General features: G+C 53.7%; 22 protein-coding genes and 1 pseudogene. 9 read left to right on the top strand and 14 right to left on the bottom strand.

Annotated features, from left to right (window positions below; genetic code table 11):
• Positions 1 to 283 precede the first annotated feature (283 nt).
• The 4 genes and pseudogenes from HALA3H3_RS19250 to HALA3H3_RS19235 form a co-directional block, all read right to left on the bottom strand.
• Entirely contained in the window at positions 284 to 880 is a 597-nt protein-coding gene (locus HALA3H3_RS19250) for a hypothetical protein (RefSeq protein WP_022523187.1), read from the bottom strand.
• 104 nt (positions 881 to 984) lie between these two features.
• Complete coding sequence (locus HALA3H3_RS19245) at positions 985 to 1,299, bottom strand: hypothetical protein (RefSeq protein ID WP_022523186.1); 315 nt, start codon at positions 1,297 to 1,299, stop codon at positions 985 to 987.
• A 332-nt stretch (positions 1,300 to 1,631) separates the two neighbouring features.
• Positions 1,632 to 2,785, bottom strand: a pseudogene (locus tag HALA3H3_RS27985) (IS91 family transposase).
• Positions 2,778 to 3,635, bottom strand: coding sequence for a tyrosine-type recombinase/integrase (locus HALA3H3_RS19235; protein ID WP_022523183.1), 858 nt, complete (start codon positions 3,633 to 3,635; stop codon positions 2,778 to 2,780). Before HALA3H3_RS19235 ends, HALA3H3_RS27985 begins: the two are co-directional and overlap by 8 nt.
• Before the next feature lie 310 nt (positions 3,636 to 3,945).
• Between HALA3H3_RS19235 and HALA3H3_RS26755 the strand changes: the two genes are divergently transcribed.
• From HALA3H3_RS26755 to HALA3H3_RS19225, 3 genes are all read left to right on the top strand, one after another.
• On the top strand, positions 3,946 to 4,503 hold the full coding sequence (locus HALA3H3_RS26755; protein WP_022523182.1) for a phage integrase N-terminal SAM-like domain-containing protein: 558 nt from the start codon (positions 3,946 to 3,948) through the stop codon (positions 4,501 to 4,503).
• Positions 4,504 to 4,819: 316 nt separating this feature from the next.
• Complete coding sequence (locus HALA3H3_RS27670) at positions 4,820 to 4,909, top strand: hypothetical protein (RefSeq protein ID WP_272946853.1); 90 nt, start codon at positions 4,820 to 4,822, stop codon at positions 4,907 to 4,909.
• A 369-nt stretch (positions 4,910 to 5,278) separates the two neighbouring features.
• Entirely contained in the window at positions 5,279 to 6,592 is a 1,314-nt protein-coding gene (locus tag HALA3H3_RS19225) for a hypothetical protein (protein ID WP_022523181.1), read from the top strand.
• Between the two features lie 4 nt (positions 6,593 to 6,596).
• On the opposite strand, the gene HALA3H3_RS19220 is transcribed toward HALA3H3_RS19225, so the two are convergent.
• Complete coding sequence (locus HALA3H3_RS19220) at positions 6,597 to 7,118, bottom strand: zinc ribbon-containing protein (protein ID WP_009286975.1); 522 nt, start codon at positions 7,116 to 7,118, stop codon at positions 6,597 to 6,599.
• A 161-nt stretch (positions 7,119 to 7,279) separates the two neighbouring features.
• On the opposite strand from HALA3H3_RS19220, the gene leuS reads away from it, so the two are divergent.
• The 6 genes from leuS (at position 7,280) to HALA3H3_RS19190 (ending at position 14,351) form a co-directional block, all read left to right on the top strand.
• Positions 7,280 to 9,865: a leucine--tRNA ligase gene (leuS, locus tag HALA3H3_RS19215; protein WP_022523180.1), complete on the top strand. Its 2,586-nt coding sequence runs from the start codon at positions 7,280 to 7,282 to the stop codon at positions 9,863 to 9,865.
• On the top strand, positions 9,862 to 10,356 hold the full coding sequence (locus tag HALA3H3_RS19210; protein WP_009286977.1) for an LPS-assembly lipoprotein LptE: 495 nt from the start codon (positions 9,862 to 9,864) through the stop codon (positions 10,354 to 10,356). Before leuS ends, HALA3H3_RS19210 begins: the two co-directional genes overlap by 4 nt.
• Positions 10,353 to 11,420 (top strand): DNA polymerase III subunit delta, encoded by a 1,068-nt coding sequence (gene holA / locus HALA3H3_RS19205; protein WP_022523179.1) that lies wholly within the window; start codon positions 10,353 to 10,355, stop codon positions 11,418 to 11,420. Before HALA3H3_RS19210 ends, holA begins: the two co-directional genes overlap by 4 nt.
• Before the next feature lie 86 nt (positions 11,421 to 11,506).
• Positions 11,507 to 11,905: a PA2779 family protein gene (locus tag HALA3H3_RS19200; RefSeq protein ID WP_009286979.1), complete on the top strand. Its 399-nt coding sequence runs from the start codon at positions 11,507 to 11,509 to the stop codon at positions 11,903 to 11,905.
• 13 nt (positions 11,906 to 11,918) lie between these two features.
• Positions 11,919 to 12,857, top strand: coding sequence for a PA2778 family cysteine peptidase (locus tag HALA3H3_RS19195; protein ID WP_022523178.1), 939 nt, complete (start codon positions 11,919 to 11,921; stop codon positions 12,855 to 12,857).
• 288 nt (positions 12,858 to 13,145) lie between these two features.
• Entirely contained in the window at positions 13,146 to 14,351 is a 1,206-nt protein-coding gene (locus HALA3H3_RS19190; RefSeq protein ID WP_022523177.1) for a GGDEF domain-containing protein, read from the top strand.
• A gap of 63 nt (positions 14,352 to 14,414) precedes the next feature.
• Here HALA3H3_RS19190 and sthA read toward each other — a convergent pair whose 3' ends face one another.
• The 9 genes from sthA to HALA3H3_RS19145 all read right to left on the bottom strand — a co-directional run bounded on the left by sthA (position 14,415) and on the right by HALA3H3_RS19145 (position 24,106).
• The gene (gene sthA / locus HALA3H3_RS19185; protein WP_009286982.1) at positions 14,415 to 15,806 is read right to left on the bottom strand and encodes a Si-specific NAD(P)(+) transhydrogenase; all 1,392 of its coding nucleotides are present in this window, start codon (positions 15,804 to 15,806) and stop codon (positions 14,415 to 14,417) included.
• A gap of 60 nt (positions 15,807 to 15,866) precedes the next feature.
• A complete protein-coding gene (gene nqrM / locus HALA3H3_RS19180; RefSeq protein ID WP_022523176.1) occupies positions 15,867 to 16,121 on the bottom strand; it encodes a (Na+)-NQR maturation NqrM in 255 nt (84 codons plus the stop codon).
• Positions 16,122 to 16,353: 232 nt separating this feature from the next.
• Positions 16,354 to 17,586 (bottom strand): NADH:ubiquinone reductase (Na(+)-transporting) subunit F, encoded by a 1,233-nt coding sequence (nqrF, locus tag HALA3H3_RS19175; protein ID WP_009286983.1) that lies wholly within the window; start codon positions 17,584 to 17,586, stop codon positions 16,354 to 16,356.
• A 72-nt stretch (positions 17,587 to 17,658) separates the two neighbouring features.
• The gene (gene nqrE / locus HALA3H3_RS19170) at positions 17,659 to 18,276 is read right to left on the bottom strand and encodes an NADH:ubiquinone reductase (Na(+)-transporting) subunit E (protein WP_009286984.1); all 618 of its coding nucleotides are present in this window, start codon (positions 18,274 to 18,276) and stop codon (positions 17,659 to 17,661) included.
• Between the two features lies 1 nt (position 18,277).
• The gene (locus tag HALA3H3_RS19165) at positions 18,278 to 18,946 is read right to left on the bottom strand and encodes an NADH:ubiquinone reductase (Na(+)-transporting) subunit D (protein ID WP_009286985.1); all 669 of its coding nucleotides are present in this window, start codon (positions 18,944 to 18,946) and stop codon (positions 18,278 to 18,280) included.
• A gap of 2 nt (positions 18,947 to 18,948) precedes the next feature.
• The gene (locus HALA3H3_RS19160) at positions 18,949 to 19,770 is read right to left on the bottom strand and encodes a Na(+)-translocating NADH-quinone reductase subunit C (RefSeq protein WP_009286986.1); all 822 of its coding nucleotides are present in this window, start codon (positions 19,768 to 19,770) and stop codon (positions 18,949 to 18,951) included.
• Positions 19,770 to 20,993: an NADH:ubiquinone reductase (Na(+)-transporting) subunit B gene (locus tag HALA3H3_RS19155; protein WP_022523175.1), complete on the bottom strand. Its 1,224-nt coding sequence runs from the start codon at positions 20,991 to 20,993 to the stop codon at positions 19,770 to 19,772. Before HALA3H3_RS19155 ends, HALA3H3_RS19160 begins: the two co-directional genes overlap by 1 nt.
• 2 nt (positions 20,994 to 20,995) lie before the next feature.
• Positions 20,996 to 22,345, bottom strand: coding sequence for a Na(+)-translocating NADH-quinone reductase subunit A (locus tag HALA3H3_RS19150; protein ID WP_022523174.1), 1,350 nt, complete (start codon positions 22,343 to 22,345; stop codon positions 20,996 to 20,998).
• Between the two features lie 306 nt (positions 22,346 to 22,651).
• On the bottom strand, positions 22,652 to 24,106 hold the full coding sequence (locus HALA3H3_RS19145) for a glyceraldehyde-3-phosphate dehydrogenase (protein ID WP_022523173.1): 1,455 nt from the start codon (positions 24,104 to 24,106) through the stop codon (positions 22,652 to 22,654).
• Positions 24,107 to 24,307 lie beyond the last annotated feature (201 nt).

Here is a 24,307-nt window from a genome sequence, read left to right as displayed (position 1 = left end):
TGTATCATGGCCCCGTGCCTCTGAAAGCCCCATGCTTTCCGTGGTAACCAAGGTCAGATACTCCGCAATTTGCGCTGTCGATTGGGACTCCATGGCCATGCTGAACACTTTGGGAAGGTACGACTGATACTCATCCCTCGCCCAATTGGTATCAGAAATTCCTATTGGGTCCCACTTATAAAATAGGATTTCATCAATCCTTTCATATAGCTTTAGTTGGTCCGGTGGCAGCTTCTTTCCCATGGCTCTCAAGACCCATAACGATATAGCTCAGCCGCGCGCTTTAGCGCGTCGGCTGGAGCGGCTTGTTGGGGTACAGCCGCAGTTCATAACATGGATACCGCTGTATGAACGGATCGTAAGACAGGAGCAAGAACGCCCTGGTTATGAGCTGAGTCGCGTCGAATGTATGCTGCGCGATGCTGTGCTCAAGGCAATCTCGCTCAAGCCAAGGCTCGTCGGAGAAGATCACCAGAATGTATTGCGAGTACGGCCCACCCTTGATGGATCGAGACTTATCCTTGCGACGGACCAGCTTTTCTAGGGCTGGGAGCAGCGCCCCCTTCCAGTCCTTCCAATCATAAGGCTGGCCGAGGCGCGCAGCCTCGATGGATGGACCATCAACTAGCTCCGTTATCTCAATTTCGATACGCGTTCCATCTCCAGCATGGGCGTCACAATCTGGCGGATCTTCGCCTTCGCCGCGATGGCGTGCCCCATAAAAGAACAGAGTTCCCTGATTCGCCAGCGCGTTCGCAAACTCATCAAGAACGCCAAACTCGGCCATCGCGCGATCCGACTCCCACGAGAAATAACCCGCGTGTGGCCGATGGTTCTTTTTGATTTCTTCGGCCAGTGCTGCCCAGTCAACTTCGTGCATGCGGATCTCGCTCAAACGGCTCAACAATGAAGCTCACCAGCTCGATACAGGAGCATTGCCCAACGGACGTCAACTGTTAGGCTCTCGTCGCCACCATAATTCATCTACCTGACAGGTACCAATATCAGTGTGCCGGTACCCGAATCTCTCTCACGCACCTCGCCAGGGCCATACTCAACAACCCTTCCGTTTTCAAGAATTACGGTGTAGTCCGTACGATCCCACGACCATCCGCTAATAAGCCGGTTTGTATACTGCAAGGCCTCGTAGTCTCCATTACGTCTGTAACCATCCGGCTCTCCCAGCTGGGATACGACTTCCTCCTTGGACATGCCTTCGCTGACGGTTTGCATTCTCTCCCCCGTAGCACAGCCGTGGAGGAAAAAAGCAACCGCAAGCAAGGAAAGAATCATTTTCATTTATTCACCTCATGTCTCATTAGCCCAACAGGCATTTATTCGCCGTGCGGAGCATGGCGGATAAATGCCTGTTGGACTAAGGCGCGTCCATCAGGCAGCTACTTAATAGGGGATTGTACTGACTGACAGGTAGCCTGAGGTACCAGGCCGTGCATTGGCATGTCTGGGGTAACGCGCTCTGATCGTGAGTTTCGCCATCATTTCAGCACTTCCAAATCTAATTTAACCCAATGTAGCGCGCCTGATGGCTAAAATCCATCATCGGGACGAGCTTATCCATGACCCGCTAGCGAGCCGGTTAGCCAAGTCGGTTGTCGTCGTAGGGCGTTACATCATGCTCGATAGTGTTGATCCTTATGATTAGACGGTTGATCGTAGGTGTGGCGCTGGGGTGTGAGCGTCCCGATCATCCGCAATGTGGGTTGCTTGCAATGTGGACAGGTGTAGGCCAGCTCCGCATCGCTGGCAGCCATATCGGCATCCGGTGCTTGCTCAACCACCGCTAGCGCTCGACGAACCTGCATCAGACGTTGCCGACGGCAGCGATTGGCCAGAAAACCGTAGTGACGCACCCGCATCAGTCCTTTGGGCAGGACGTGAAGCAGGAAGCGGCGTACGAACTCCTCGCCATTGAGGATGAGCGACTTGTGTCGGTCATGGTCGCGATAGTCCTTGTAGCGTAGGGTCACCTGGTGCTCATCGACGGCCAGGATACGCGCGTTGCTGATGGCGATCTGGCGCGTGTAGCGCGCCAAGTAGCGAACTACCGTATGAGTGTGTTCAAGGCAGTCCTTGCTGTAAACCACCCAGTCAGTGGCCATCAGCGTGTTCAGTTGAGCATCGACATCTCCGGGCCGGTTTACCCGGTGGAGATCGCCTGCATGGGCGGCCTTGCGCAGAGCGCTCACCATGTGCCCGCGAAAGTGGCGTGACAAGGCCCGCACCGGGAACAAGTAGTTGCTCTATGTGCCCTACGCCAGCGGCCATCATCACCTAAGGCACCGCCTGGAACCAAACTGTGTAGATGCACATGCTGGCTCAGGTTCTGGCCCCAGGTGTGAAGTACAGCGATCATCCCCATCTCGCCGTCAAGGCGTTTGGGATCGCGCCCAAACGTGCGTAACGTCTGCCAAGCACTCTGGAACAGCAACCGGTGAATCACCTCGGGATGAAGCTGAACCCAGCCATTAAGGCTATGCGGCAACGTGAATACGACGTGGTAATAGCGCACCGGCAGGATATTGGCCTGCTGACGCTCGGCCCATTGCTCCATGGCGCGGCCTTGACACTGTGGGCAGTGACGATCACGACAGCCAAAGTAGCGTGGCTGTACATGAGCGCAGTCGGAGCACTGTAAGACCATCCCGCCCATCGCCTCCGTTCGGCAGGCCAGCAGATGGGTACACACCCGTTGGCGCTGGCGATCAAGACCGGTTGGGTCGAGAAAGCGGGTCAATGCCTGTTGCAAGGTAGCGGCCTTAGTCATGGCTCACCTCCAAGGCGGCCACCAGGTCAATATGACACTGATCTCCCCCTTGCTGGCTCGGTAGCCAGTGCAGGTAGCGCATCGTCGACTGGAGGTTACGGTGGCCCAGTAGTCGCTGGAGCTGATGGACGGGCAGGCCTTGCTCCAGAACATGGGTGGCATGGGCATGGCGCAGACTATGGATGCCACCGACCCGCTCGATCCCGGCCAGGCGCTTGGCTTGGGTAAAGGCCTTCTGTGGCGCACTGGCGTGTAGGGCTTGATCGGGAAACAGAGCGCTCGGGAACAGCCATGTGACTGGCCGATAGGCGCGCCAGTAATCGCGCAAGCGATCAAGCAGGGTCACGGGTAGTAACACCATACGATCCTTGCCGCCCTTGCCCTGCGTCACACGGAGTTGGTAACGCTGGCTGTCGATGTCACTAACTCGCAGGTGGCAGACCTCGGTTACACGCAATCCGCAGCCGTAGCACAGTTCGAGCATCATGCGATGCTTGGCGTTTTGGCAGGCGGCCAGGATCCGCCGAACCTCGTCGCGGGTCAGCAGTTCTGGAATCCGCTGCGGTTTTTTGGGGACGGTGAGCGGCACATCAAACGAAGGCCACTGCAACACGTGCAAATACAGGAACCGCACGCCGTGCAGATAGACACGGCAACTGGCGGCGGACAAACCACGCTCCTGAACCAGGTGATTAAAGAAGTGTTGCAGGTCGTCGGTACTCAACGTGTCTAGCGGGCGGTGGAAATAACGTGCTAGTTCAGTGACCACCATCAGGTAGGTGTTGTGGGTACGTTGCGCAAAGCCACGCTGACGCATGGCCGCGATCATCTTCTGTCGCAAGGCAGTCATCGTCGTCACTCCTGTTGTATGACCCACGTGGGTCAATAAACAGTGTGGCCCGATGAGGCAAAAAACGTGGTTCGTCGACAGCTACCGCGAAGCGGTTTAGTTCAACAGGTATTAGACGGCGCGTCCTATGATTGGATGAACGTGCCAGCATGTTTACTTAGCAAATGTAGCCTACCTTTTCGTGCATAACCACATGATTTTAAATTAAATTAATATCAATTAGACTCTATTTGCAGAATTCGCATTCTTGCGCATTTTGCAAATCCCAATAATACTGTATGCATATCCACCATCAGGAGATAGAAACCAAATGGATATGCAAAGCAGGCCTCCTAAACTAATGGATCGTGTGAAAGCTGTTATGCGGGTAAAGCGCTATAGCCCGCGTACTGAAAAAACATACTGTTACTGGATACGTTACTTCATTCGTTATCATGGGGTGCGTCACCCTGCCAGTATGGGCCCTTCTGAAGTGCAGGCTTTTCTGGAGCACCTTGCCGTAGAGCGATATGTGGCTGCAGCTACACAAAACCAAGCGCTTAATGCTTTAGTATTTCTGTATCGCCATATCCTTGATATGCCATTAGGTGATATTGGTACCTTTTCACGAGCTAAACGCCCGCGTCGATTACCTGTCGTGCTTTCTCACGAAGAGGTTATGCGCGTATTAAATCAATTGTCTGGGCCTATGAATTTGATGGCAACCCTGATGTATGGCTCAGGACTGAGACTCATCGAAACGTGTCGTTTGCGCGTAAGAGATATTGATACCGAACGCCATATCATCACCGTCAGGGCAGGGAAAGGTGATAAAGACCGAACCACTTTAACCCGCTGTCTGTCTTCCCGCATTAGAGGCGCAAATTGAGTCGGCTGAACGGCAACTTGCCTATCGGCTAGCACGTGGTCGCGTACCAGTAACTTTACCTCATGCTCTGGATCGTAAGTACCCAAACGCCGGCATTTCCCTAGGTTGGCAATGGCTGTTTCCTGCCAGCCGCCCTTGCTGTGATGATGCCGGGAACGTCGTTCTTCACCATATTCATTCATCGGCTGTGCAAAAGGCCGTGAAGCAGGCGATGAAATCTGCATCATTGCCACGTCCTGGCTCTTGCCATACCTTACGGCACAGTTTCGCTACCCAATGACTGAGCCCAAGCACGGACATTCGCACAGTACAAGAATTGCTAGGCCACAAAAGTATCGAGACAACGCAAATTTATACGCATGTAATAGGGAAGGAATTTGCAGGTGTGCGCTGCCCTTTAGGCTAATGAGCTTAAACGAAACCACGCTACCGCCAAGGCGCACCTAGATTACGATAAAACGCTCCAGCTGCGACCGAATCTGACTAATTAATCATACCTTATTCATAAATTTGGATTAGGTCACGTATCGATGAAAAAAAGTGTTTCCTCTCTGAGGGCAACGGCTCGTTAGTTGCATGGATCTGGCATCGCTTCGCGATGCTCCCGCGGGTGCCTCATTTGCTCGTTCCTCGCAGATTCGTTACCACGCGCTACGAAATGTGGCTACGCAAGTAATGGTGCCAGTGTACAAAATGCTCTTGCCTCATAACTCGTTGCCGCTGGCCTTCCTTTGCAAATCCTATTAGCCTGCTAATTCACTATTAAGGGGTTGGCATGCAAGAGACGACTTCTCGGCAGCGCTTGGCGGGCGTGCTGATTTTGCTTGGGCTTATCGCACAAATTATCGGTTTTACCAGTTGGTTGAGCACTGCGAATGCGGTGAGCTATTTGCTGTGGGTGGCAGTTGTGTTGCTGTGGCGGGATATTCCTAAGCGTTCGCGTATACAGGCGGGCGTGCTGATTGCGCTGGGCGCTGGCATGCTGCTGGTGGCGCGGTTTGTGTATGGCGCCGAGGTGGATTGGCCCGCTATGTTGCAGGGCAATTCGTTTGTGGCGGCGATGCTGGTGGGCGTTAGTTTTATTTCGCTGATTGGGAAGCAAGGCAACAAGGGCGCGACAGGCAGCCGAGTGACTGGGGCGGGGGGTATTTTACGTACCTGGCTGGGAGTGCACTTTCTGGGCACGATTTTAAATCTCTCTACCGTGTTTATGGTGGGCGATAAGCTATCCCGGCGTGGGCCGCTCACTACGCCGCAGCTGTTGGCGCTTAACCGTGGGCTGAGCAGCGCGGCGCTGTGGTCGCCGTTTTTTGCCTCCATGGGCGTGGTGATTGCGCTGGTGCCCGACGTTGAGTACGCGCAAATTGCCGTGGTGGGCTTTCCCATGGCGATGCTGTCAGGGCTATTAACCACGCTGGAACTTCGGCGCCGGTTTGATCTCAGCGAGGTGGATGGCTATTCCCTGGCGCCACGTAGCCTGTTTATGCCAGTGGGTATGGCAGCGTTGGTGATGCTTTTTCACTTTGTGCTCACCCCTGCCCTTACCATTGTCAGCATTATTACCTTTCTGCTGCCCAGCGTGGCGGTATTGAGCAACCTACCCCATGGGCCCCGTTTTACCCTGCGACGCATTCGCCAGCACACCACCACGCGGCTACCCGCCATGCGCGGGGAAATTTCGCTGTTTTTAGCCGCGGGGCTATTAACGATTGGTCTTTCAACCCTGGTAACAGCGGCAGCTGGCAGCGACTGGACGCTGTTCACCCGCTTTGGCACACCTCAGGCGATGCTTAGCTTTGCAGCGATTACCCTAAGCGCACTGGCAGGGCTTCATCCCATTATTGGGGTGTCGGTGTTGGCCTCGATACTGAACCTGCAGAACGGAGAACAGACCGTGTTTGCGTTTGTGGCGTTAACCTCGTGGGCAGTGGGCACCAGCGTGGGCCCGCTTTCGGGGATCAACCTGTCACTGCAGGGGCGCTATGGGGTGAGCGGCTACCGCATGATGAAAAATAACCTGCTCTATGCAGCAGTCATGAGCCTGCTCTCGCTAGGGGCGATCGCAGGCGTCAGCTTACTGGTTACCTAATCGATCAGGTCTCAATGATTTTATTGGGAAAACGGTAGAAGTAGCGATGGCCACACTGATGGCAAGGCTCCAGGCGCGCAACGGTAGGCAGCATCACCTGGGCATCACAGTGTGTGCAGGCCATTAGGCCAGGCGCCGCCATCTCACCTTCGCAGTAGTCAGCGCGGGCAGCTTCTAAATCTTCTTCGAAGCGCTCGCGTTCGACCACGCTGCGGTCAGCAATCGAAAGCAGCGACTCCGCCACGCGGCGCGAAAGGCCGTCAATGTCGATGCCCAGCCAGCTGGCTACCTGCTTGCCGGTATCTGCCATGTAGTAGCGCATATCTTTCAGGTCACGCTCTACCCAGGCGCGCAGCAGGGCTAGCTCATCTTTGGTGTACTCCTCTAGCTCCGCTTCAAACTCGACCGCGTCGTCCAAATCCTTCTGCAAGTTTTCCCAGGTTAGCTCATTGGCGCCCCCCTGCATCCGCTCTAGCAAGCGCTCATAGCCTTCGCGTAGGCGATTGTCATTCTGCTGTTCACTCATGGTGCCTCTCCTTTTGTCGACGCGTGCAGTTACCTATCATCGGCTTACCGTTCAAGGATACACCCGCATAGGATACAATCGACCTCACTTATCTGACAGATGTCATCTAACATTCACTTTGCGCCCCTTTTGGGCGAATACGCCAAGGCATTAATAAACCGATGGACGCACACTACAGCCCTCGTGATATCGAACGCGACGCCCAGCAGTACTGGGACAAACATCAGTGCTTCAAAGCCGTAGAGGACGCCAACCGCGAGAAGTTCTACTGCCTCTCCATGTTCCCCTACCCCAGCGGCAAGCTGCACATGGGCCACGTGCGTAACTACACTATCGGCGACGTTGTGTCCCGTTTCCAGCGCATGCAGGGTAAAAATGTCATGCAGCCCATGGGCTGGGATGCTTTCGGCATGCCCGCAGAAAACGCCGCCATTCAGAATCAGGTGCCGCCTGCCAAGTGGACTTACCAAAACATCGATTACATGCGCAATCAGTTGAAGGCATTGGGCTTTGCCTATGACTGGAGCCGCGAGTTCGCCACCTGCGATACCAGCTACTACCGCTGGGAGCAGTGGTTCTTCACCAAGCTGGTAGAAAAAGGCTTGGTGTATAAGAAGATGTCGACGGTTAACTGGGATCCGGTGGATCAAACCGTGCTCGCCAATGAGCAAGTTATCGAAGGTCGCGGCTGGCGCTCTGGTGCCTTGGTTGAGCGTAAAGAGATCCCGTTGTGGTTCTTGAAGATTACCGATTACGCCGATGAACTGCTGGCTGACCTGGATAAAGTGGAGTGGCCAGAACAGGTCAAAACCATGCAGCGCAACTGGATTGGCAAATCCCGCGGTGTCGAGCTGACCTTTGATGTTAAAGGCGCTGATGGCCAAGCCAATGAGCCGCTAGCGGTTTACACCACCCGCCCGGATACCCTGTTGGGCGTTACTTATGTGGCGGTTGCCGCTGGCCACCCGCTGGCCAAGCAGGCGGCGGAGCAGAACAGTGAGCTTGCAGCTTTCTGCGATGAGTGCGCCAGGGGTGGCACTTCCGAAGCCGAGATGGCCACCAAAGAGAAGAAAGGCATGCTCACCGGGCATACGGCGGTTCACCCGCTAACGGGCGATGAAGTGCCCGTTTACGTGGCTAACTTTGTACTGATGGAGTTTGGTACCGGTGCGGTGATGGCGGTACCCGGCCACGACCAGCGCGATTGGGAATTTGCCACCAAGTACGGGATTGCCATCAAACCGGTCATCGCCGATGAAAGCGGCCAGCCTGCCGACGTTTCTGAGGCGGCCTACGCCGAATACGGCAAGCTGGTTAATTCAGGTCAATTTGATGGCCTTGATTTTGAACAAGCCTTTGATGCCATTGCCGCCAAACTAGCTGAGCTTGGTCGTGGTGAAGTCAAAACCAACTACCGCCTGCGCGATTGGGGCGTTGCCCGCCAGCGTTACTGGGGCGCGCCAATTCCGGTCAAATACGGCCCGGAAGGTCAAACCGTTCCGCTCACCGATGATGAACTGCCGGTATCGCTACCCATGGAAGTCACCGTAGACGCCTCGGGCTCGCCGCTGAAGAAGATGCCAGCGTTTTCTGACCTGGGCGATGGCTGGACGCGCGAAACCGACACCTTCGACACCTTTATGGAGTCGTCTTGGTACTACGCGCGCTTCTGCTGTGCGGATAACACCGAAGCAATGCTGGATGAGCGCGCCAACTACTGGCTGCCGGTTGACCTCTACATTGGCGGTATCGAGCACGCCATCCTGCACCTGTTGTATGCGCGTTTCTTCCACAAGCTGATGCGTGACTTTGGCTTGGTGGATTCCGACGAGCCCTTCCAGCAGCTTCTGACCCAAGGCATGGTCATTGCGGAAACCTTCTACCGCTCCACTGATAACGGTGGCAAGCAGTGGTTTAACCCCGCTGACGTGGAAGTGAAGCGTGATGAGAAAGGCCGCCCGCTGAGCGCAATCCTTATGAGCGACGGCGAGCCGGTGGAAATGGGTGGCATCGAAAAGATGTCCAAGTCGAAAAACAACGGCGTTGATCCGCAGTCGATGATCGACAAGTTTGGTGCCGATACCGTACGCCTGTTTATGATGTTTGCCGCCCCCCCCGAGCAGTCCCTGGAGTGGTCGGATTCAGGTGTAGAGGGCGCGCACCGCTTCTTGAAGCGCCTATGGCGTCAAGTCAATGAGCACTTGGCAGCGGGCACGCCCGGCACGCTGGACGTCAATGCACTTAACGACGATCAAAAGACGCTGCGCCGGAAAACCCACGAGACTATCAAGAAAGCCAGCGACGACATTGGCCGCCGCACCACTTTCAATACCGCCATTGCTGCGGTGATGGAGCTGTCCAACGCTATCGGTAAGTTCGACGATAGCTCCGAACTTGGCCTGGCGGTTAGCCGTGAAGCGCTGGAAGCCTGCGTATTGCTGCTCTCGCCGATTACGCCGCACCTGTGCCATAGTCTCTGGGAAGCGTTTGGCCATTCAGGCCCGGCCATTGAAGCAACCTGGCCGGTAGTAGATGAATCCGCCCTTACCCGCGACAGCATTGAGCTGGTGGTACAGGTCAACGGTAAACTGCGTGCTCGACTTGAAGTACCGGCAAGCGCAGATAAGGCGTCTATTGAAAAGCTGGCGATGGAGCATGAAAACGTTCAGCGCTTCCTCGAGGGCAACACCGTACGTAAAGTGATCGTAGTGCCCGGCAAACTGGTTAATATCGTGGTGAGTGGATGAACCGACGCACATTTTTAACCGCTAGCATCGCCGCCTCGGCGGCGGTGCTGCTCAGCGGCTGTGGGTTTCGGCTACGCGGCTCTGAATCGCTGCCTACGCTGCCCCCCCTTGCTTTAGAAGGCGACACCAACAGTGCCGTCGCTCAGCAGATCGCCTCACGTCTTCAGCAGTTAGGCACCCAGGTCGCCGCTGATGCGCCTTGGAGGGTCACGTTGGGCACGCCTGTTTTAACCGAGCGTCGACTCGGCGGTGATGGCAGAGCAAGCCGCGAGCACGAGCTAACGCTCAGCGCCAGACTCTCAGTTCAGGAGCGAGCATCGAATGCCTACCACATCAATAATGAAACGCTGTCGACGGATACCCGCATTCGCGTTAGCGATGACGACCTGCTTAACCGCGAAACGCTCATGATGGAAGCAGAACAGACGCTTGCACGCCAGTTGTCTCAGCAAATCATTGAGCGCCTTACTTACGTTGAGGGCATGCAGTGAAGGTATTTGCTGATCAGCTACCCGCTGCGTTAGCAAAAAAGCTACCCCGCGTAGTGATCGTAGCGGGGGATGAGCCCTTACAGCATCGCGACGCCTGCGATGCTGTAAGGGCCGCAGCTCGCCGGGGTGGTGTCGAGGAGCGTGAAGTACTCGATGTCGAGCCCAATTTTGCCTGGGGTCGCTTGATGGAAATGTCGAGCAACCTCTCGCTGTTTGCGACCAGCAAGCTACTGGAGTTGCGCTTAGGCAATCACAAGTTAGGGCAAGAAGGCAGCAAAGCGTTAGCGCAGTACGCCGAAACTCTGGATAACAGCGATGACGTTCTGCTCATTGGTATGGGCAAGCTTGATGCCAAGCAGCAAAAAAGCGCTTGGTTCAAAGCGCTGGATAAGCACGGCTTGTTTGTTCCCGTGTGGCCCGTGGACGCTTCCCGCTTGGGCTACTGGCTACGGGATCGTGCTTCATTGCACGGTCTACAAATTGATCTGGAAGCCGCTCGCCTGCTGGGAGAGCGCACCGAAGGCAATCTTTTGGCCGCTGACCAAGAGTTGCAAAAGCTGGCACTGATTCACCCCCAAGGCACCCGCTTGAACGTGGAAAGTATTGCCCAGGGAGTAGAAGACAGCACCCGCTTTGATGTCTTCAATTTGGCCGATGCCTGCCTGAAAGGCGAACCCAGCCGCGCTTCGCGCATTGTGAATGGCTTACGCAGTGAAGGCGTTGAGGCGCCTATCGTGCTGTGGGCACTTAGCCGAGAGCTACGCACGCTACTCTCGCTGCATCAGCACCTGGATCAAGGGCAGAGTTTTGAGCACGCCTGCAAAACCCAAAAGCCGATGATTTTTGATAAGCGCCGCCCCGCTTACCAGAAAGCCATTGGCCGCCTGCCCATGAAACGACTACATAAATTGCTATTAATGGCCCAGCGGCTCGATTTAGCCGTCAAGGGCGCGGCAACTGTACCGCTATGGCCCGGCCTACACGATCTGGCCATGACCATGGCCGGGGGCCGTGGACTGCTCTCAGAATCCGCCTGGACCTATCGCATTAGTGCAAATAATTAGCACTTTGCATATTACGCTTAAAAATCAAACCATTTGTTTCTATACTCATTCCTTACCACCCCGACTAGTCTATAAGGAAGAAGACGATGAAAACATTGCGTGCTTACCTCTCTACCCTACTGATTGCAGCGCTGGTTATTACCAGCTTACCCGTTGCCGCTGCACCCACTGCGCCCCAATCAATGGATTTAGTCTCCACCCAATCTGTTTTGGCAGCTGACCGTGCTGGCGCTGATCGCGAACGGATTAACGAGATCCTGGCCCGCGCCGATGTGCAAGATCAGCTGGTAAAACAGGGTGTTGATCTGGACGAAGTCGAGGCTCGCGTTGCATCACTCAGTGATGCTGAAGCACAGCAAATGGCTGATCAGCTTGAGCAACTGCCAGCCGGTGCCGGCGTTGTAGGCGCTTTATTTGCCGTTTTCATTATTTTGCTGGTAACCGACATTCTCGGCCTAACCGACGTTTACCCGTTTACTCGCTAATACAAGGCCGCTCATGACCTACCTGTTTTCCAACGCCCGCTTTGCGGGCGTTTTTATTATGCTGCTACTGCTCAGCGGCTGTGCGCGTAATCCGGTATTACTGCAAAGCACCTATCAAGCCCTACCGCCCCATACAGAAATCACCAGCGTACCGTTTTACGCCCAAACAGAATTTCAGTGCGGCCCTGCCACGCTGGCAATGGTACTCAATCACCAGGGTGTCGACACCGACGTTGAGGAGCTGATTCCTCAAGTATTTCTGCCCGGACGCGATGGCAGTGTGCAGCCAGAAATGCTGGCAACGGTGAGACGGCATGAGCAGCTCGCGTTTCCTATTCGCGGCACCATGGACGCCCTATTAAACCATTTGGCAGCGGGCGACCCGGTGGTCGTTATGCAGAATTTGTCGCTGCCGATTTATCCAATGTGGCACTACGCTGTGGCCATTGGTTACGATTTGCCCAGTGAAACGCTTATTCTGCGCAGCGGCGAGATTGAGCGCCATACCATGTCGTTCAGCCGTTTCGATGCCACTTGGGCACGCACTGAGCGCTGGGGATTTGTGGTGGCCGAACCAGGCACTTTGCCTACAGGTATTACTGCCCGCAACGCCTTAGAAGCGCTTAGCGCCTACGAAGAGGCCCATGGGCCACGCGCCACGCTTTCAAGCTGGCAAGCGTTTGCAAAACGCCATCCCACTAACGCTATGGGGCAGTTTGCGTTAGGCAATGCGCTTTACGCAGATCAACAACCCGACAACGCACGCAAGGCGTTTGAACGGGCAACCGAGCTAGATGAAAAGATGGGGGCCGCATGGCTAAATCTGGGCCTTTTACTATTGCAAAACGATGCGCCTGACGCGGCTCGCGAAGCATTAACGCAAGCGGCTGCGCTTGAAGGGAGCTGGCAGGAAAAAGCGCGTTTAGCCTTGAACTCTCTAAATAACGATTAAATATCAATCACTAACAGCGTTATTAATAATAACGAGCACAAGTATGATCCTGCAATTAGTAAAGTTGTGGGATGGCAGACTCGGCGGGTGAGTGCTTAAGTTGCATAAGGATGAAGTCTTTAAGCTGTTCATTGGATTACCTACCCATTAACGGAGAGGTGCCATGCAGAACTGCCCTTTGCAACGGAAGCACTCTTTTGATGATTACGTGTTTTTACCAAACGTACTCTCGCCTGCTCGGCAGTATACAGAGAGGGGCGGCATCACTGCCTGCTTGCTGATTATCTCATGATGATGCGCCACTTTCTTCGTCAGCCCGGTGGGCGCTTAGCATCCATTTTTGCCGTCCTTCTTTGCGCTATGTCCGCAGTAATGGGCAGCTATGTTTACAGTGCGTGCCAAAAAGCTAGCGCCGATTACACCACGCTAGTAAGTGATATTGTTCTAGCCCAACAGGCCACGCCTCAGTTACGGGCCGCATTAGAGGAAGGCAGCCGCCAGCCTAGCAGCGAACACATTAAATACATCGATTATTTTATTTCACTTTCCAAACAGCATTTAAATAACATACAGAGCAGTATTGAACGCCACCGATATCTCATCTCGGACGTTGAATACCTGCATAATCACTTCAGTGAGCTTAACAATCGCCTTTCAGACTTAACCCAGCAGTCACAGCAAGCCCAACAGCGCCCAGAGCTGATTGATCCGTTACAACGGGTTGCCATGGAGGTAGGCGGCGCTCAGGCTTGGCTATACAACCAGCTGCTAGAAGAAGTGCGCGACACCTCTGTTCAGCAACGTTTGGTGATGCAGCGACTCTCGATTGCGGTGAGTGCGCTATTGGTGTTAATGGTCAGCGCTGCAATTACACTCTGCCTAGCGGTTATTCATCTCCACCGTCAGCGCAACGTCATGCATCAGCTAATGCTAACCGATGAACTGACCGGGCTATATAACCGGCGCCATTTGGTCAATATAGCATCCGCTGCGCTTACCCAAGCCCAGCGCGATCGAGCACCGCTTAGCCTGCTGCTGTTAGATCTTGATCACTTCAAGCAAATTAATGATACCTACGGGCACCCAACCGGCGATGAGGTACTTCGCCAGATCAGTAAGCAGCTTCGCGAGCTTAGCCGTCCATCGGATACATTAGCGAGGATTGGTGGAGAGGAGTTTTGTTTATTGATGCCCAACACCGCTACCCATGATGCGCTTCAGGTAGCAGATCGGCTGCGCCGAGAGGTCGAAGTTAATACGCTGAGCGGTATAGAGCAGCAAGCCAACCCGACTATTAGCATCGGCGTGACGACGTGCCAAGTCGGCTCGCTGACGTTTGAGCAGCTTTATTCGTTTGCCGATAAAGCGCTCTATCAAGCTAAAGCACTGGGGCGCAACCGCGTTGAAAAACTGTTGCCCCCCACTGAGCCGTCACCTGATAACAAACCACAAGCTTACGGCCATACGCTTATTCGCGAATCCAGTGACTCTTAAACGTCTACGACAAAGGCAACTTCTCGGATTAGACGCCTGACAAAGCCCTCGCTAAAGCTGTGGCTAGAAAACCCGGTTTAAACCATTCTGCGCAGCCACCCGGTACGCTTCTGCCATGGTCGGGTAATTAAACGTGGTATTTACAAAGTACTTGAGCGTGTTGGCATCGCCCTCTTGCTGCATGATCGCTTGGCCGATATGCAAAATCTCAGACGCCTGGTCGCCAAAACAATGAATACCGAGTATTTCCAGGGTGTCTTGGTGGAACAGAATTTTAAGCATACCCACAGTATCACCGGTAATTTGTGCCCTGGCGGTATCTTTGAAGAAAGCTTTGCCTACTTCATAGGGCACTTTGGCTTCGGTAAGTTCACGCTCATTGGGGCCGAACGAGCTAATCTCAGGGATGGTGTAGATTCCGGTAGGTACATCACTCACAAAGCGATACTCTTTATCGAGCAACTCATTGCACGAGTTCAAGCCTTGGTCGTAAGCCGCGCTCGCCAAACTCGGCCAGCCAATTACATCGCCCGCTGCGTAGATATGGGAAACCGCAGTGCGGTAGTGCTCATCAACGCTTAGCTGACCACGCCCATTGGCGGTTAAGCCAATGTTCTCAAGGCCTAAGCTGTCGGTATTACCGGTTCGCCCATTGGCCCACAAAAATGCATCAGCGCGAATTTTCTTGCCTGACTTGAGACGCACGACGACGCCTGACTCATCGCCCTCAACGCTCTCGTATTCTTCATTATGGCGAACCAGCACACCGTGCTTACGCAAATGGTAGGAGAGTGCATCGCTAATCTCATCGTCCAGGAACGACAGCAGGCTGTCACGGTTATTAATGAGATCAACTTTGACGCCCAAGCCCGAAAAGATCGATGCATATTCACAGCCAATCACCCCGGCGCCAAAAATTACCAGCGTGCGCGGGGTATGCGAGAGGCTTAATATGGTGTCAGAGCAGTAAATACGCGGATGGCGGAAGTTAATATCCGCCGGGCGGTAAGGGCGAGAACCAGTGGCAATCACGATTTTCTTCGCCACCAGTTCTTCCATGCCTTCCTGGCGGTCACGCACCAACAAGGTGTGCTCATCTTTAAATCGGGCGACGCCATGAAACAGATCAATGCGGTTGCGCGCATAGAAGGTGGTACGCATCTCTACCTGTTTATCGATGGTACCCCTTGAGCGTTCCATCACTTTGGGGAAGGAGAACCAGCGCGGCTCACCAATATCGCGGAACATACGGTTGGTGTTGAACGCCATGATCTGTTTCACCTGATGGCGCAGCGCTTTGGAAGGAATGGTACCCCAGTGAGTACAATTGCCACCTACCTGAACCTGCTTCTCAATAATCGCTACACGCTTGCCATGCTTTGCAGCGTTGATAGCAGCGCTTTCTCCTGCAGGCCCCGTACCGATCACCACAACATCGTAATTGTGAACCGCCATGCTCTCTGCGTCCCCTTGCTATTTTTGGTCAATCATCCCGTTGCATACAACGCAGTCTTGTTAGCGACGTGTAGCATCATAGCCCAAATCGGCACCACGGCTTTCATCGCTACGGCGGCGCACACCTCCGCGCTTGCGGTTCTCTTCTTCACAAACCTCATCTTTGCCACCGCAAATATCACAGCCATCTTTCATGCCGATTTGATTCAAACCTCCGCAAGAACCGGCAATTGGTTTTCGGCCCATGATGACGCCCACGGCCATCGCACCCATAATCAGTGCCATGAAACCGAATACCAGTAGCCAAATAGTCATATCAACCTCCCCGCTTCACATTGCTTCGCTTTAAATTATTGGCCTTACCTGACGACAACAGTCGTCGTGATAAGTGCCTCACGGTCATTCATCATTAAAGTGATTATACCTTAGCCAAGCCCCTCTTATCAGCGCGGTGATAAGTCATTCCCTGCACAAGGTTATATAAACAAACGGGGCCAGCCCAAAAGGCCAGCCCCGCTTAACGCTACTATCGACTTACGCCGACCGTTTAGCCACCGAAATCATCCAACAGGATATTTTCCGGCTCAACGCCCATATCAAGCAACAACTTGATAACCGAGGCGTTCATCATCGGCGGCCCACACATGTAGTACTCGCAATCTTCAGGTGCTGGGTGATCCTTCAGATAGTTTTCGTACAGCACATTATGGATAAAGCCTGTCGGCCCTTCCCAATTATCTTCCGGCTGAGGATCAGATAGCGCCAGGTGCCACTCAAAGTTAGGGAACTCTTCGGCTAACTGGTCGTACTCTTCGTTGTAGAAGGTTTCACGCCAGGAGCGAGCACCGTACCAGAAGGTAATCTTGCGATCAGACTTCAAGCGCTTCAACTGATCGAAGATGTGACTACGCATCGGTGCCATACCCGCACCACCACCGATAAAGATCATCTCGGCGTCAGTATCACGGGCAAAGAACTCACCGAACGGTCCCATTACGGTGACCTTATCGCCCTCTTTAAGGCTGAAGACATAAGTCGACATCAAGCCAGGCGGATGGTCAGTGCCGGGAGGCGGCGTGGCAATACGGATGTTAAACTTGAGGATACCCTTCTCGTCTGGGTAGTTCGCCATGGAGTATGCGCGAATCACTTCCTCGTTGTTCTTGTGGGAAATTTTGAACATATCAAATTTTTCCCAATCACCCCGATACTCCTCGTCGATATCAAAATCAGAGAACTTGATATCGTAAGGCGGTGCAACGAGCTGTACATAGCCACCGGCGCGGAAGGCGACTTCTTCGCCCTCTGGCAGTTTCAGGTTTAACTCTTTGATAAAGGTGGCAACGTTGGGGTTGGCAATAACCTCACATTCCCACTTCTTCACCCCAAAGACTTCTTCAGGCACTTCGACTTTCATGTCCTGCTTCACAGGTACCTGACAAGAGAGGCGCCAGCCCTCTTTCTTCTCACGCATCGTGAAGTGCGACTCTTCAGTCGGCAGAATAGAGCCGCCGCCCTCTTCAACCCGACACTTACACTGGGCACAAGAACCACCGCCACCGCAGGCGGACGAGAGGAAAATGCCGTTAGCGGCAAGCGTGTTTAGCAGCTTACCACCGGCCTGGGTCTTCAAAGTGTGCTCAGGGTCGCCGTTGACCTCAATGGTCACGTCCCCGCTACTCACAAGCTTGCTGCGCGCTGCCAGAATGATCGCCGTCAAGCTAATAACGATGACCGTGAACATGACAACACCGAGCAAGATGACTGTTGTATCAACCATGTCGGTTTCCTATTGCTGGAGGTTTTCTATTACCCGGCGATGTTTGCCACCGCCGGGAAAAACCGGCTCCGATTAAAGCTGAATGCCCGAGAAGGACATAAAGCCCAACGACATCAGCCCCACGGTGATGAAAGTAATGCCCAGCCCTTGAAGGCCACCCGGCACATCGCTGTACTTCAGCTTTTCACGAATACCCGCCAGGGCGGCAATGGCCAATGCCCAACCGGTGCCCGCGCCAAAGCCATAGACCACGGCTTCGCCAAAGTTATAGCTACGCTCCACCATGAACAGTACGCCACCCAGGATGGCGCAGTTAACGGTAATCAGCGGCAGGAAGACCCCTAGCGCGTTGTAGAGCGACGGTACGTACTTATCAAGGAACATTTCCATGATCTGTACCAGCGCCGCAATGACACCGATGTAGGAGAGCAACCCAAGGAAGGAGAGGTCGATGTTTTCAGCACCGCTAATACCGGTCCAGGTCAGCGCACCTTCCTGTAGCAAGAAGGTATAGACAAGGTTGTTAACCGGCACGGTGACGGTCAATACCACAATCACCGCAATGCCCAAGCCAATCGCTGAGGAGACCTTTTTGGACACCGCCAAGAAAGTACACATCCCCAGGAAGAAGGCCAGTGCCATGTTTTCAACAAACACCGAGGCAACAAAAAGACTCAGATAATGTTCCATGTTACACGGCCTCCTTGGGCTTGGTGTTTTCCTTCATTTTGAACTCATTATCTTCTACTTGCTCAGGGTTAACGGAACGCATTACCCAGATCAGTAGACCGATAATAAAGAACGCTGAAGGCGGTAGTAATAGCAAGCCGTTAGGCACGTACCAGCCACCATTTTGCACGGTCTGGAGGATGGTAATGCCAAATACGCTGCCCGAACCCAGCAGCTCACGGAAGAAACCCACCACCATGAGTACAAAGCCATAGCCTAGGCCGTTACCAATACCGTCTAAAAACGACATGCCCGGCGTATTGGACATCGCAAAGCCTTCAGCGCGGCCCATGACGATACAGTTAGTAATGATCAAACCCACAAATACTGAGAGCTGCTTAGACATCTCATAGGCATACGCCTTGAGAATCTGATCAACCACGATAACCAGCGAGGCAATAATGGTCATCTGCACGATGATACGGATCGAAGAGGGAATATGATTCCTGATCAACGATACGAACAAATTTGAGAATGCCGTTACGAAAATAACCGCCAGCGCCATAACGAGCGATACGCTCATACTGGTGGTTACCGCAAGTGCCGAACAGATCCCCAGAATTTGCAGCGCAATAGGGTTGTTCTGGAAAATCGGCGCTGTTAAAACGCCTTTTGCATTTACGTCCGCCATGATCAGGCCCCCTCAACGTCTTCGAAGTTGGTATCGGTCTCTTCGGCGTCTTCCGGCTCAGTGCCACTGCGGAATTTAGCCAAATAGGGACCGAAAGCTTCTTCGCTCAACCAGAACTGCAGCATATTAGTCACGCCGTTACTGGTCAGCGTAGCGCCAGATAGCGCATCGACTTCGTATTCGTCACTGGCGCCGCCTTTGGTCAGGTGAATCTCCGGTGAGAGGTCGCCCTCTTCATCGTAAATTTTCTTGCCTTCCCACTGGGCTTGCCAGCGCGGGTTGTTAACTTCTGCGCCCAAACCTGGCGTTTCACTGTGCTCGTAGTAGGTGATACTGACAATAGTATTGCCATCACCCTCTACGGCCAGGAAGCCACGCATCAAGCCCCAAAGCCCCTGACCACGAATCGGCAACACGATCTGTTCCGGATCGTCTTCACTGCCGACCAGATAAACAGTCGCGTAGTTTTCAACCCGTGAAAGGCCCGCGATGTCTTGATCGCCAGAAAGCGTGCGACCCGAGGCCGGGTCACGGGCAGCCTCAAAACTATCGTAGGTATCGGGATCGAACTCATCGGAGTACTCACCCGTATCCAGGTCAACGACCCGTGCGATGATCTCATCGCTAAACACCTCTTCAACGTCCATACCCGGCTCATAAAGCTTGGCAACGTTCAAGATGTTGGTTTTACGGTCGAGTTCCTGGTTAAGCTGCTGCATGGGTCGCAAGGCGACCGCCGCGGTCGAGACAATGACGGAGCACACGATACACAGTGCAAACGCCACAATCAGGACTTTCTTGATGGAGTTGTTACCTTGTGCCATTAGGCAGTCTCCTCGGCCGGTACGGCGGTTCGCTTCACGCGACGCTTGATGTTGGCCTGGACGAAGAAATGGTCAATCAGCGGTGCAAACAGGTTAGCGAACAGAATCGCCAGCATGATGCCTTCCGGGAAAGCCGGGTTCACAACGCGAATCAAAACAGTCATCACACCAATCAGCGCACCAAACAGCAGACGGCCTTGATTGGTCATCGACGCCGACACCGGATCGGTTGCCATGAAGACCATACCGAAAGCGAAACCGCCGATCACCAGATGCCAGTACCACGGCATGGCAAACATTGGGTTGGTATCAGAGCCGATTAGATTAAACAGCGTACTGGTCACCACCATGCCCAGGAGTACCCCCAGCATGATTCGCCAAGAGGCAATTCCCGTCCACAGCAACACAGCGCCGCCGATAAAGATGGCTAGTGTCGAGACCTCCCCGATCGAGCCAGGGATAAAACCGATGAAGGCATCCCACCAGCTAAAGGTGTCGGTCAACGCAGACATACCGTCCTGGAACGCTAGCGAGAGTGCAGTCGCACCAGTATAGCCATCAGCGGCAACCCATACAGAGTCACCAGAGATTTGCGCGGGATAGGCAAAGTAAAGGAATGCACGACCGGTCAGCGCGGGGTTCAAGAAGTTTTTACCCGTGCCGCCGAAGATCTCTTTACCGATCACCACACCAAAGGTGATACCCAAGGCAACCTGCCAAAGGGGAATGGTGGCGGGCAGTACCAGCGCGAAGAGTACGGAAGTGACGAAGAAGCCTTCGTTGACTTCGTGACCGCGCTTGATAGCGAACAGCACCTCCCAGAAACCACCGACCACAAAGGTGACCAGGTAGATAGGTAGGAAGTAGGTAGCGCCAAGGACAAAGTTAGCCCACAGGCTATTCGCATCATGACCGGACGACAGCGTCATCATAATCGCTTCGCGCCAGCCTCCCATAGAGGCATAGCCCGCATCAATTGCCGTGTTGGCCTGCCAACCAGCGCTCCACATGCCGAAAAACATCGCCGGAAAAGTACACATCCACACGGTAATCATGATGCGTTTAAGATCGATACCGTCACGCACATGCGCGGTGGTTTTAGCCACGCTCGGTGGCGTGTAAAAAATAGTATCTACCGCTTCAAACAGCGGATAGAACTTTTCGTACTTTCCGCCTTTGTGGAAATGCGGCTCGATATTTTGGAGTGTCTGTTGAATACCCATTATCAGGCCTCTTTCTCGATCATGGTGAGATTATCACGCAGGATGGGGCCATATTCGTATTTGCCAGGGCAAACATACGTGCACAGCGCCAGATCCTCTTCGTCCAGCTCCAAACACCCAAGCTGCATGGCAACCTCAATGTCGCCCACGATCAACGAACGCAATAGCTGAGTCGGCATGATATCTAGCGGCATCACCTGCTCATAGGCACCTACCGGCACCATAGCACGCTCGGAACCATTGGTAGAGGTCGTCGGAGCATAGTTGCTGAGCCCCTTAATCTTGGAGATATAAATACCCAAGACCGAGTGACGATTAGCACCAGGAGACAACCAACCCATAAACGTGCGCTTGTTGCCCTCTTCCAGCAAACTCACTTGATTGCTGAAGCGGCCAAGGTAGGTCAACTTACCTTCAGCGGCAAAGCCAGAGAATACCGAACCAGAAATTACGCGAGTGTCCTCGGGTTTGATGACTTCGTTGGTCAGGAGTTCATCTGTACTAGCGCCGACACGGGTACGAATCAGACGCGGATTTTCAGCACGCGGGCCACCAATGGCAACCACACGGTTCATATCCAGCTTCCCTTCTACAAACAACTTACCGAACGCAATAACGTCCTGGTAGCCGATATGCCACACTTTTTTGTGCAGTGCGACTGGAGAAAGGTAGTGAATATGCGTGCCGACAAGTCCCGCAGGATGAGGGCCGGCAAAGCTTTCGGTTTTTACGCCGTCAACATCGCCACCCGGGACTGAGGCATTTTCGCCCGTACATAAGAAGACGTTGCCCTCGGTCAGGCGCGCTAACACCTTGAGGCCATCCTCGAATGCCTGCGACTGCTCGTTAATGATCAACGCAGGGTCAGGGCTAAGTGGATGGGTATCCACGGCGGTTACAAAAATATCGGCCGGGGTGCTATCAATGGCCGGGGTGCGCGAGAAAGGACGAGTGCGCAATGCTGTCCAGAGTCCCGATTCTACCAGTTGGTCGACAACGACCTGACGTTCAAGCTGCGCTAAGGCATTACGATCATGAGCAGCGAATTCGACCGCTTCCTCAGTTTCGTCTACTTTAATTACGACAGACAGTAAACGACGTTTTTCGCCACGGTTTATTGCAAGCACTTCACCGGCAGCGGGCGCTGTATAGCGCACACCATCAATTTTCTTATCGGTGAAGAGCAATTGGCCCAGTTTGACCTTATCCCCTTCCTGGACTTCCATCGTCGGCTTCATGCCAACGTAGTCGGTACCCAGGATTGCCACGTGGCGCACAGGCCGCGCATCTTCAATACGCTGCTCGGGCGCTCCCGTGATGGGGAGATCCAGGCCTTTTTTGACTTCGATCATAGTCTCGCCCAGTTGTTGGATCGGATATACGAAGGTATGGGGTTCGAATGCTTATTTTCTGCTCAGCGAATTGTTATTTTCTGCTCAGATTGTTACCAGTCCGGCCCAAGCAGCACTTGAACCACCCCGAAAAATCCATCGTATTATAAAGATAAGCGCGTCCAATGACCACATCCCTGATGACCACCAAAAGTGCTATATACATTGGCAAAAGATGAGATTGAGACCAAAAAAACGCCACCCGAAGGTGGCGTCAACGCATTCTCTTAGCTCTAACACCCGGCATGCGGGCTTTGCTAAGTTTAACTAGCGAGGAAGTTTTAAAAACCGTACGTTAGACATTTGCTGCAAAATACGTACAACCTGGCAGCTATAACCGAACTCATTGTCATACCACACATAAATGACCGCATGATGGCCGTTGGCGATGGTAGCTTTAGCATCCACGATACCGGCATGACGATTGCCCACAAAGTCTGACGACACCACTTCTGCTGAATCGACAAAGTCAATTTGCTTCTGGTAGGCAGACTCGATCGACATACGGCGCAAGTAGTCATTTAGCGCTACAGCATCTGTCGCTTTATCCAGGGTCAGATTGAGAATGGCCATAGAGACATTAGGGATTGGCACACGAATGGCGTTGCCGGTCAGCTTTCCCTCTAGCTCAGGTAGCGCTTTCGATACGGCCTTGGCTGCTCCTGTCTCGGTCAATACCATATTCAGCGCCGCACTACGGCCACGACGGTCACCTTTATGGTAGTTGTCGATCAAGTTCTGGTCGTTGGTATAGGCATGCACGGTTTCCACATGCCCATTCACCACACCGTACTCGTCGTTGAGTACCTTCAATACCGGAACGATCGCATTGGTAGTGCAAGAGGCAGCAGAGACGATGAGATCGCTGTCGCCAATGGATTCGTGGTTAATACCGTAAACGATGTTTTTAATATCGCCTTTACCCGGTGCCGTTAGCAGCGCTTTGGCAGCACCTTTACACTGCAGATGCTGGCCCAAGCCCTCTTCATCGCGCCAGATACCGGTATTATCAACAATCACCGCGTTATCGATATCATACTCGGTGTAGTCAATCTCACTGGGCGAATCGGCGTAAATAACCTGAATAACATTGCCGTTGACCGTCAGCGTGCGGGCCTCTGCATCGACCATGATGGTGCCGTCAAAAGGCCCATGTACTGAGTCACGACGCAGCAGGCTGGCGCGCTTCTCAAGGTCTTTAGCCACATCGCCACGGCCACGCACCACAATAGCGCGCAAACGCAGCAGATTACCGCCCCCGGCCTTCTCTATCATCACTCGTGCCAGTAAACGACCAATACGACCAAAACCGTAGAGCACCACGTCTTGCGGCTCACCGGTGCTAGCCCCCGGCTGGTAGCCATCAATAACCTCTTGCAGCTCTTTACGCAGGAAGGCTTCGACATCGCCACCGCCTCGGTTCTTGAACATCACCGCCAGCTTACCTACATCCACATGGGCGGGGCCAAGGTTCAAAGCGACCATCCCCTTCACGATAGAGTAGGTATCCTCAACGGAGAGCTCAGTCCCTTCTATTTTACGCACGAAGCGGTGGTCTTTAAGAATGCGGATGACCGACCGTTTAATAAGTGAACGCCCGAACATGGTGGCAACGACGTTATTCTGACGATAGAGCTGCCCTACTAACGGGATCATCTGCTCCGCCAAGGCTTCGTTGCCTTGCCATTCTTGAAAAACGTTTTCGAGCGCTTGCTGACTCACGTGCGGCCTCATCAGGTAGTGGGAACGGAGAGTGTATTATCCGGGGCAAGCGCAGCGGTCGCAATGACTGGATAGTCGCACAACATGTAGGGGTATTACAGAAATGCCAATCTCACTACAAAACCTCTTTCAGTACAGATTAACCCGCTACCTTAAGCCGCGGCACTCTAACTGAAACGGGTGATCGTGTATGATCTCCCT

Origin of the sequence: Halomonas sp. A3H3 (assembly GCF_000982975.1) — a bacterium.
Taxonomy (GTDB): domain Bacteria; phylum Pseudomonadota; class Gammaproteobacteria; order Pseudomonadales; family Halomonadaceae; genus Vreelandella; species Vreelandella titanicae.
The sequence above is the reverse complement of the archived record's forward strand: the minus strand, read 5'-3'. Positions and strand labels throughout refer to the sequence as shown.

Bases quoted from the DNA above. Each gene is read 5' to 3' on its own strand.
- HALA3H3_RS19225 (WP_022523181.1), top strand. From the start codon at position 5,279: ATGCAAGAGACGACTTCTCGGCAGCGCTTGGCGGGCGTGCTGATTTTG.
- HALA3H3_RS19200 (WP_009286979.1), top strand. From the start codon at position 11,507: ATGAAAACATTGCGTGCTTACCTCTCTACCCTACTGATTGCAGCGCTG.
- HALA3H3_RS19190 (WP_022523177.1), top strand. From the start codon at position 13,146: ATGATGATGCGCCACTTTCTTCGTCAGCCCGGTGGGCGCTTAGCATCC.
- HALA3H3_RS19220 (WP_009286975.1), bottom strand. From the start codon at position 7,118: ATGAGTGAACAGCAGAATGACAATCGCCTACGCGAAGGCTATGAGCGC.
- sthA (WP_009286982.1), bottom strand. From the start codon at position 15,806: ATGGCGGTTCACAATTACGATGTTGTGGTGATCGGTACGGGGCCTGCA.
- nqrM (WP_022523176.1), bottom strand. From the start codon at position 16,121: ATGACTATTTGGCTACTGGTATTCGGTTTCATGGCACTGATTATGGGT.
- HALA3H3_RS19155 (WP_022523175.1), bottom strand. From the start codon at position 20,993: ATGGGTATTCAACAGACACTCCAAAATATCGAGCCGCATTTCCACAAA.
- HALA3H3_RS19245 (WP_022523186.1), bottom strand. From the start codon at position 1,299: ATGAAAATGATTCTTTCCTTGCTTGCGGTTGCTTTTTTCCTCCACGGC.
- HALA3H3_RS19160 (WP_009286986.1), bottom strand. From the start codon at position 19,770: ATGGCACAAGGTAACAACTCCATCAAGAAAGTCCTGATTGTGGCGTTT.
- HALA3H3_RS19195 (WP_022523178.1), top strand. From the start codon at position 11,919: ATGACCTACCTGTTTTCCAACGCCCGCTTTGCGGGCGTTTTTATTATG.
- leuS (WP_022523180.1), top strand. From the start codon at position 7,280: ATGGACGCACACTACAGCCCTCGTGATATCGAACGCGACGCCCAGCAG.
- nqrE (WP_009286984.1), bottom strand. From the start codon at position 18,276: ATGGAACATTATCTGAGTCTTTTTGTTGCCTCGGTGTTTGTTGAAAAC.
- nqrF (WP_009286983.1), bottom strand. From the start codon at position 17,586: ATGGTTGATACAACAGTCATCTTGCTCGGTGTTGTCATGTTCACGGTC.
- HALA3H3_RS19150 (WP_022523174.1), bottom strand. From the start codon at position 22,345: ATGATCGAAGTCAAAAAAGGCCTGGATCTCCCCATCACGGGAGCGCCC.
- HALA3H3_RS19250 (WP_022523187.1), bottom strand. From the start codon at position 880: ATGCACGAAGTTGACTGGGCAGCACTGGCCGAAGAAATCAAAAAGAAC.
- HALA3H3_RS26755 (WP_022523182.1), top strand. From the start codon at position 3,946: ATGGATATGCAAAGCAGGCCTCCTAAACTAATGGATCGTGTGAAAGCT.
- HALA3H3_RS19210 (WP_009286977.1), top strand. From the start codon at position 9,862: ATGAACCGACGCACATTTTTAACCGCTAGCATCGCCGCCTCGGCGGCG.
- HALA3H3_RS19235 (WP_022523183.1), bottom strand. From the start codon at position 3,635: ATGACTGCCTTGCGACAGAAGATGATCGCGGCCATGCGTCAGCGTGGC.
- HALA3H3_RS19165 (WP_009286985.1), bottom strand. From the start codon at position 18,946: ATGGCGGACGTAAATGCAAAAGGCGTTTTAACAGCGCCGATTTTCCAG.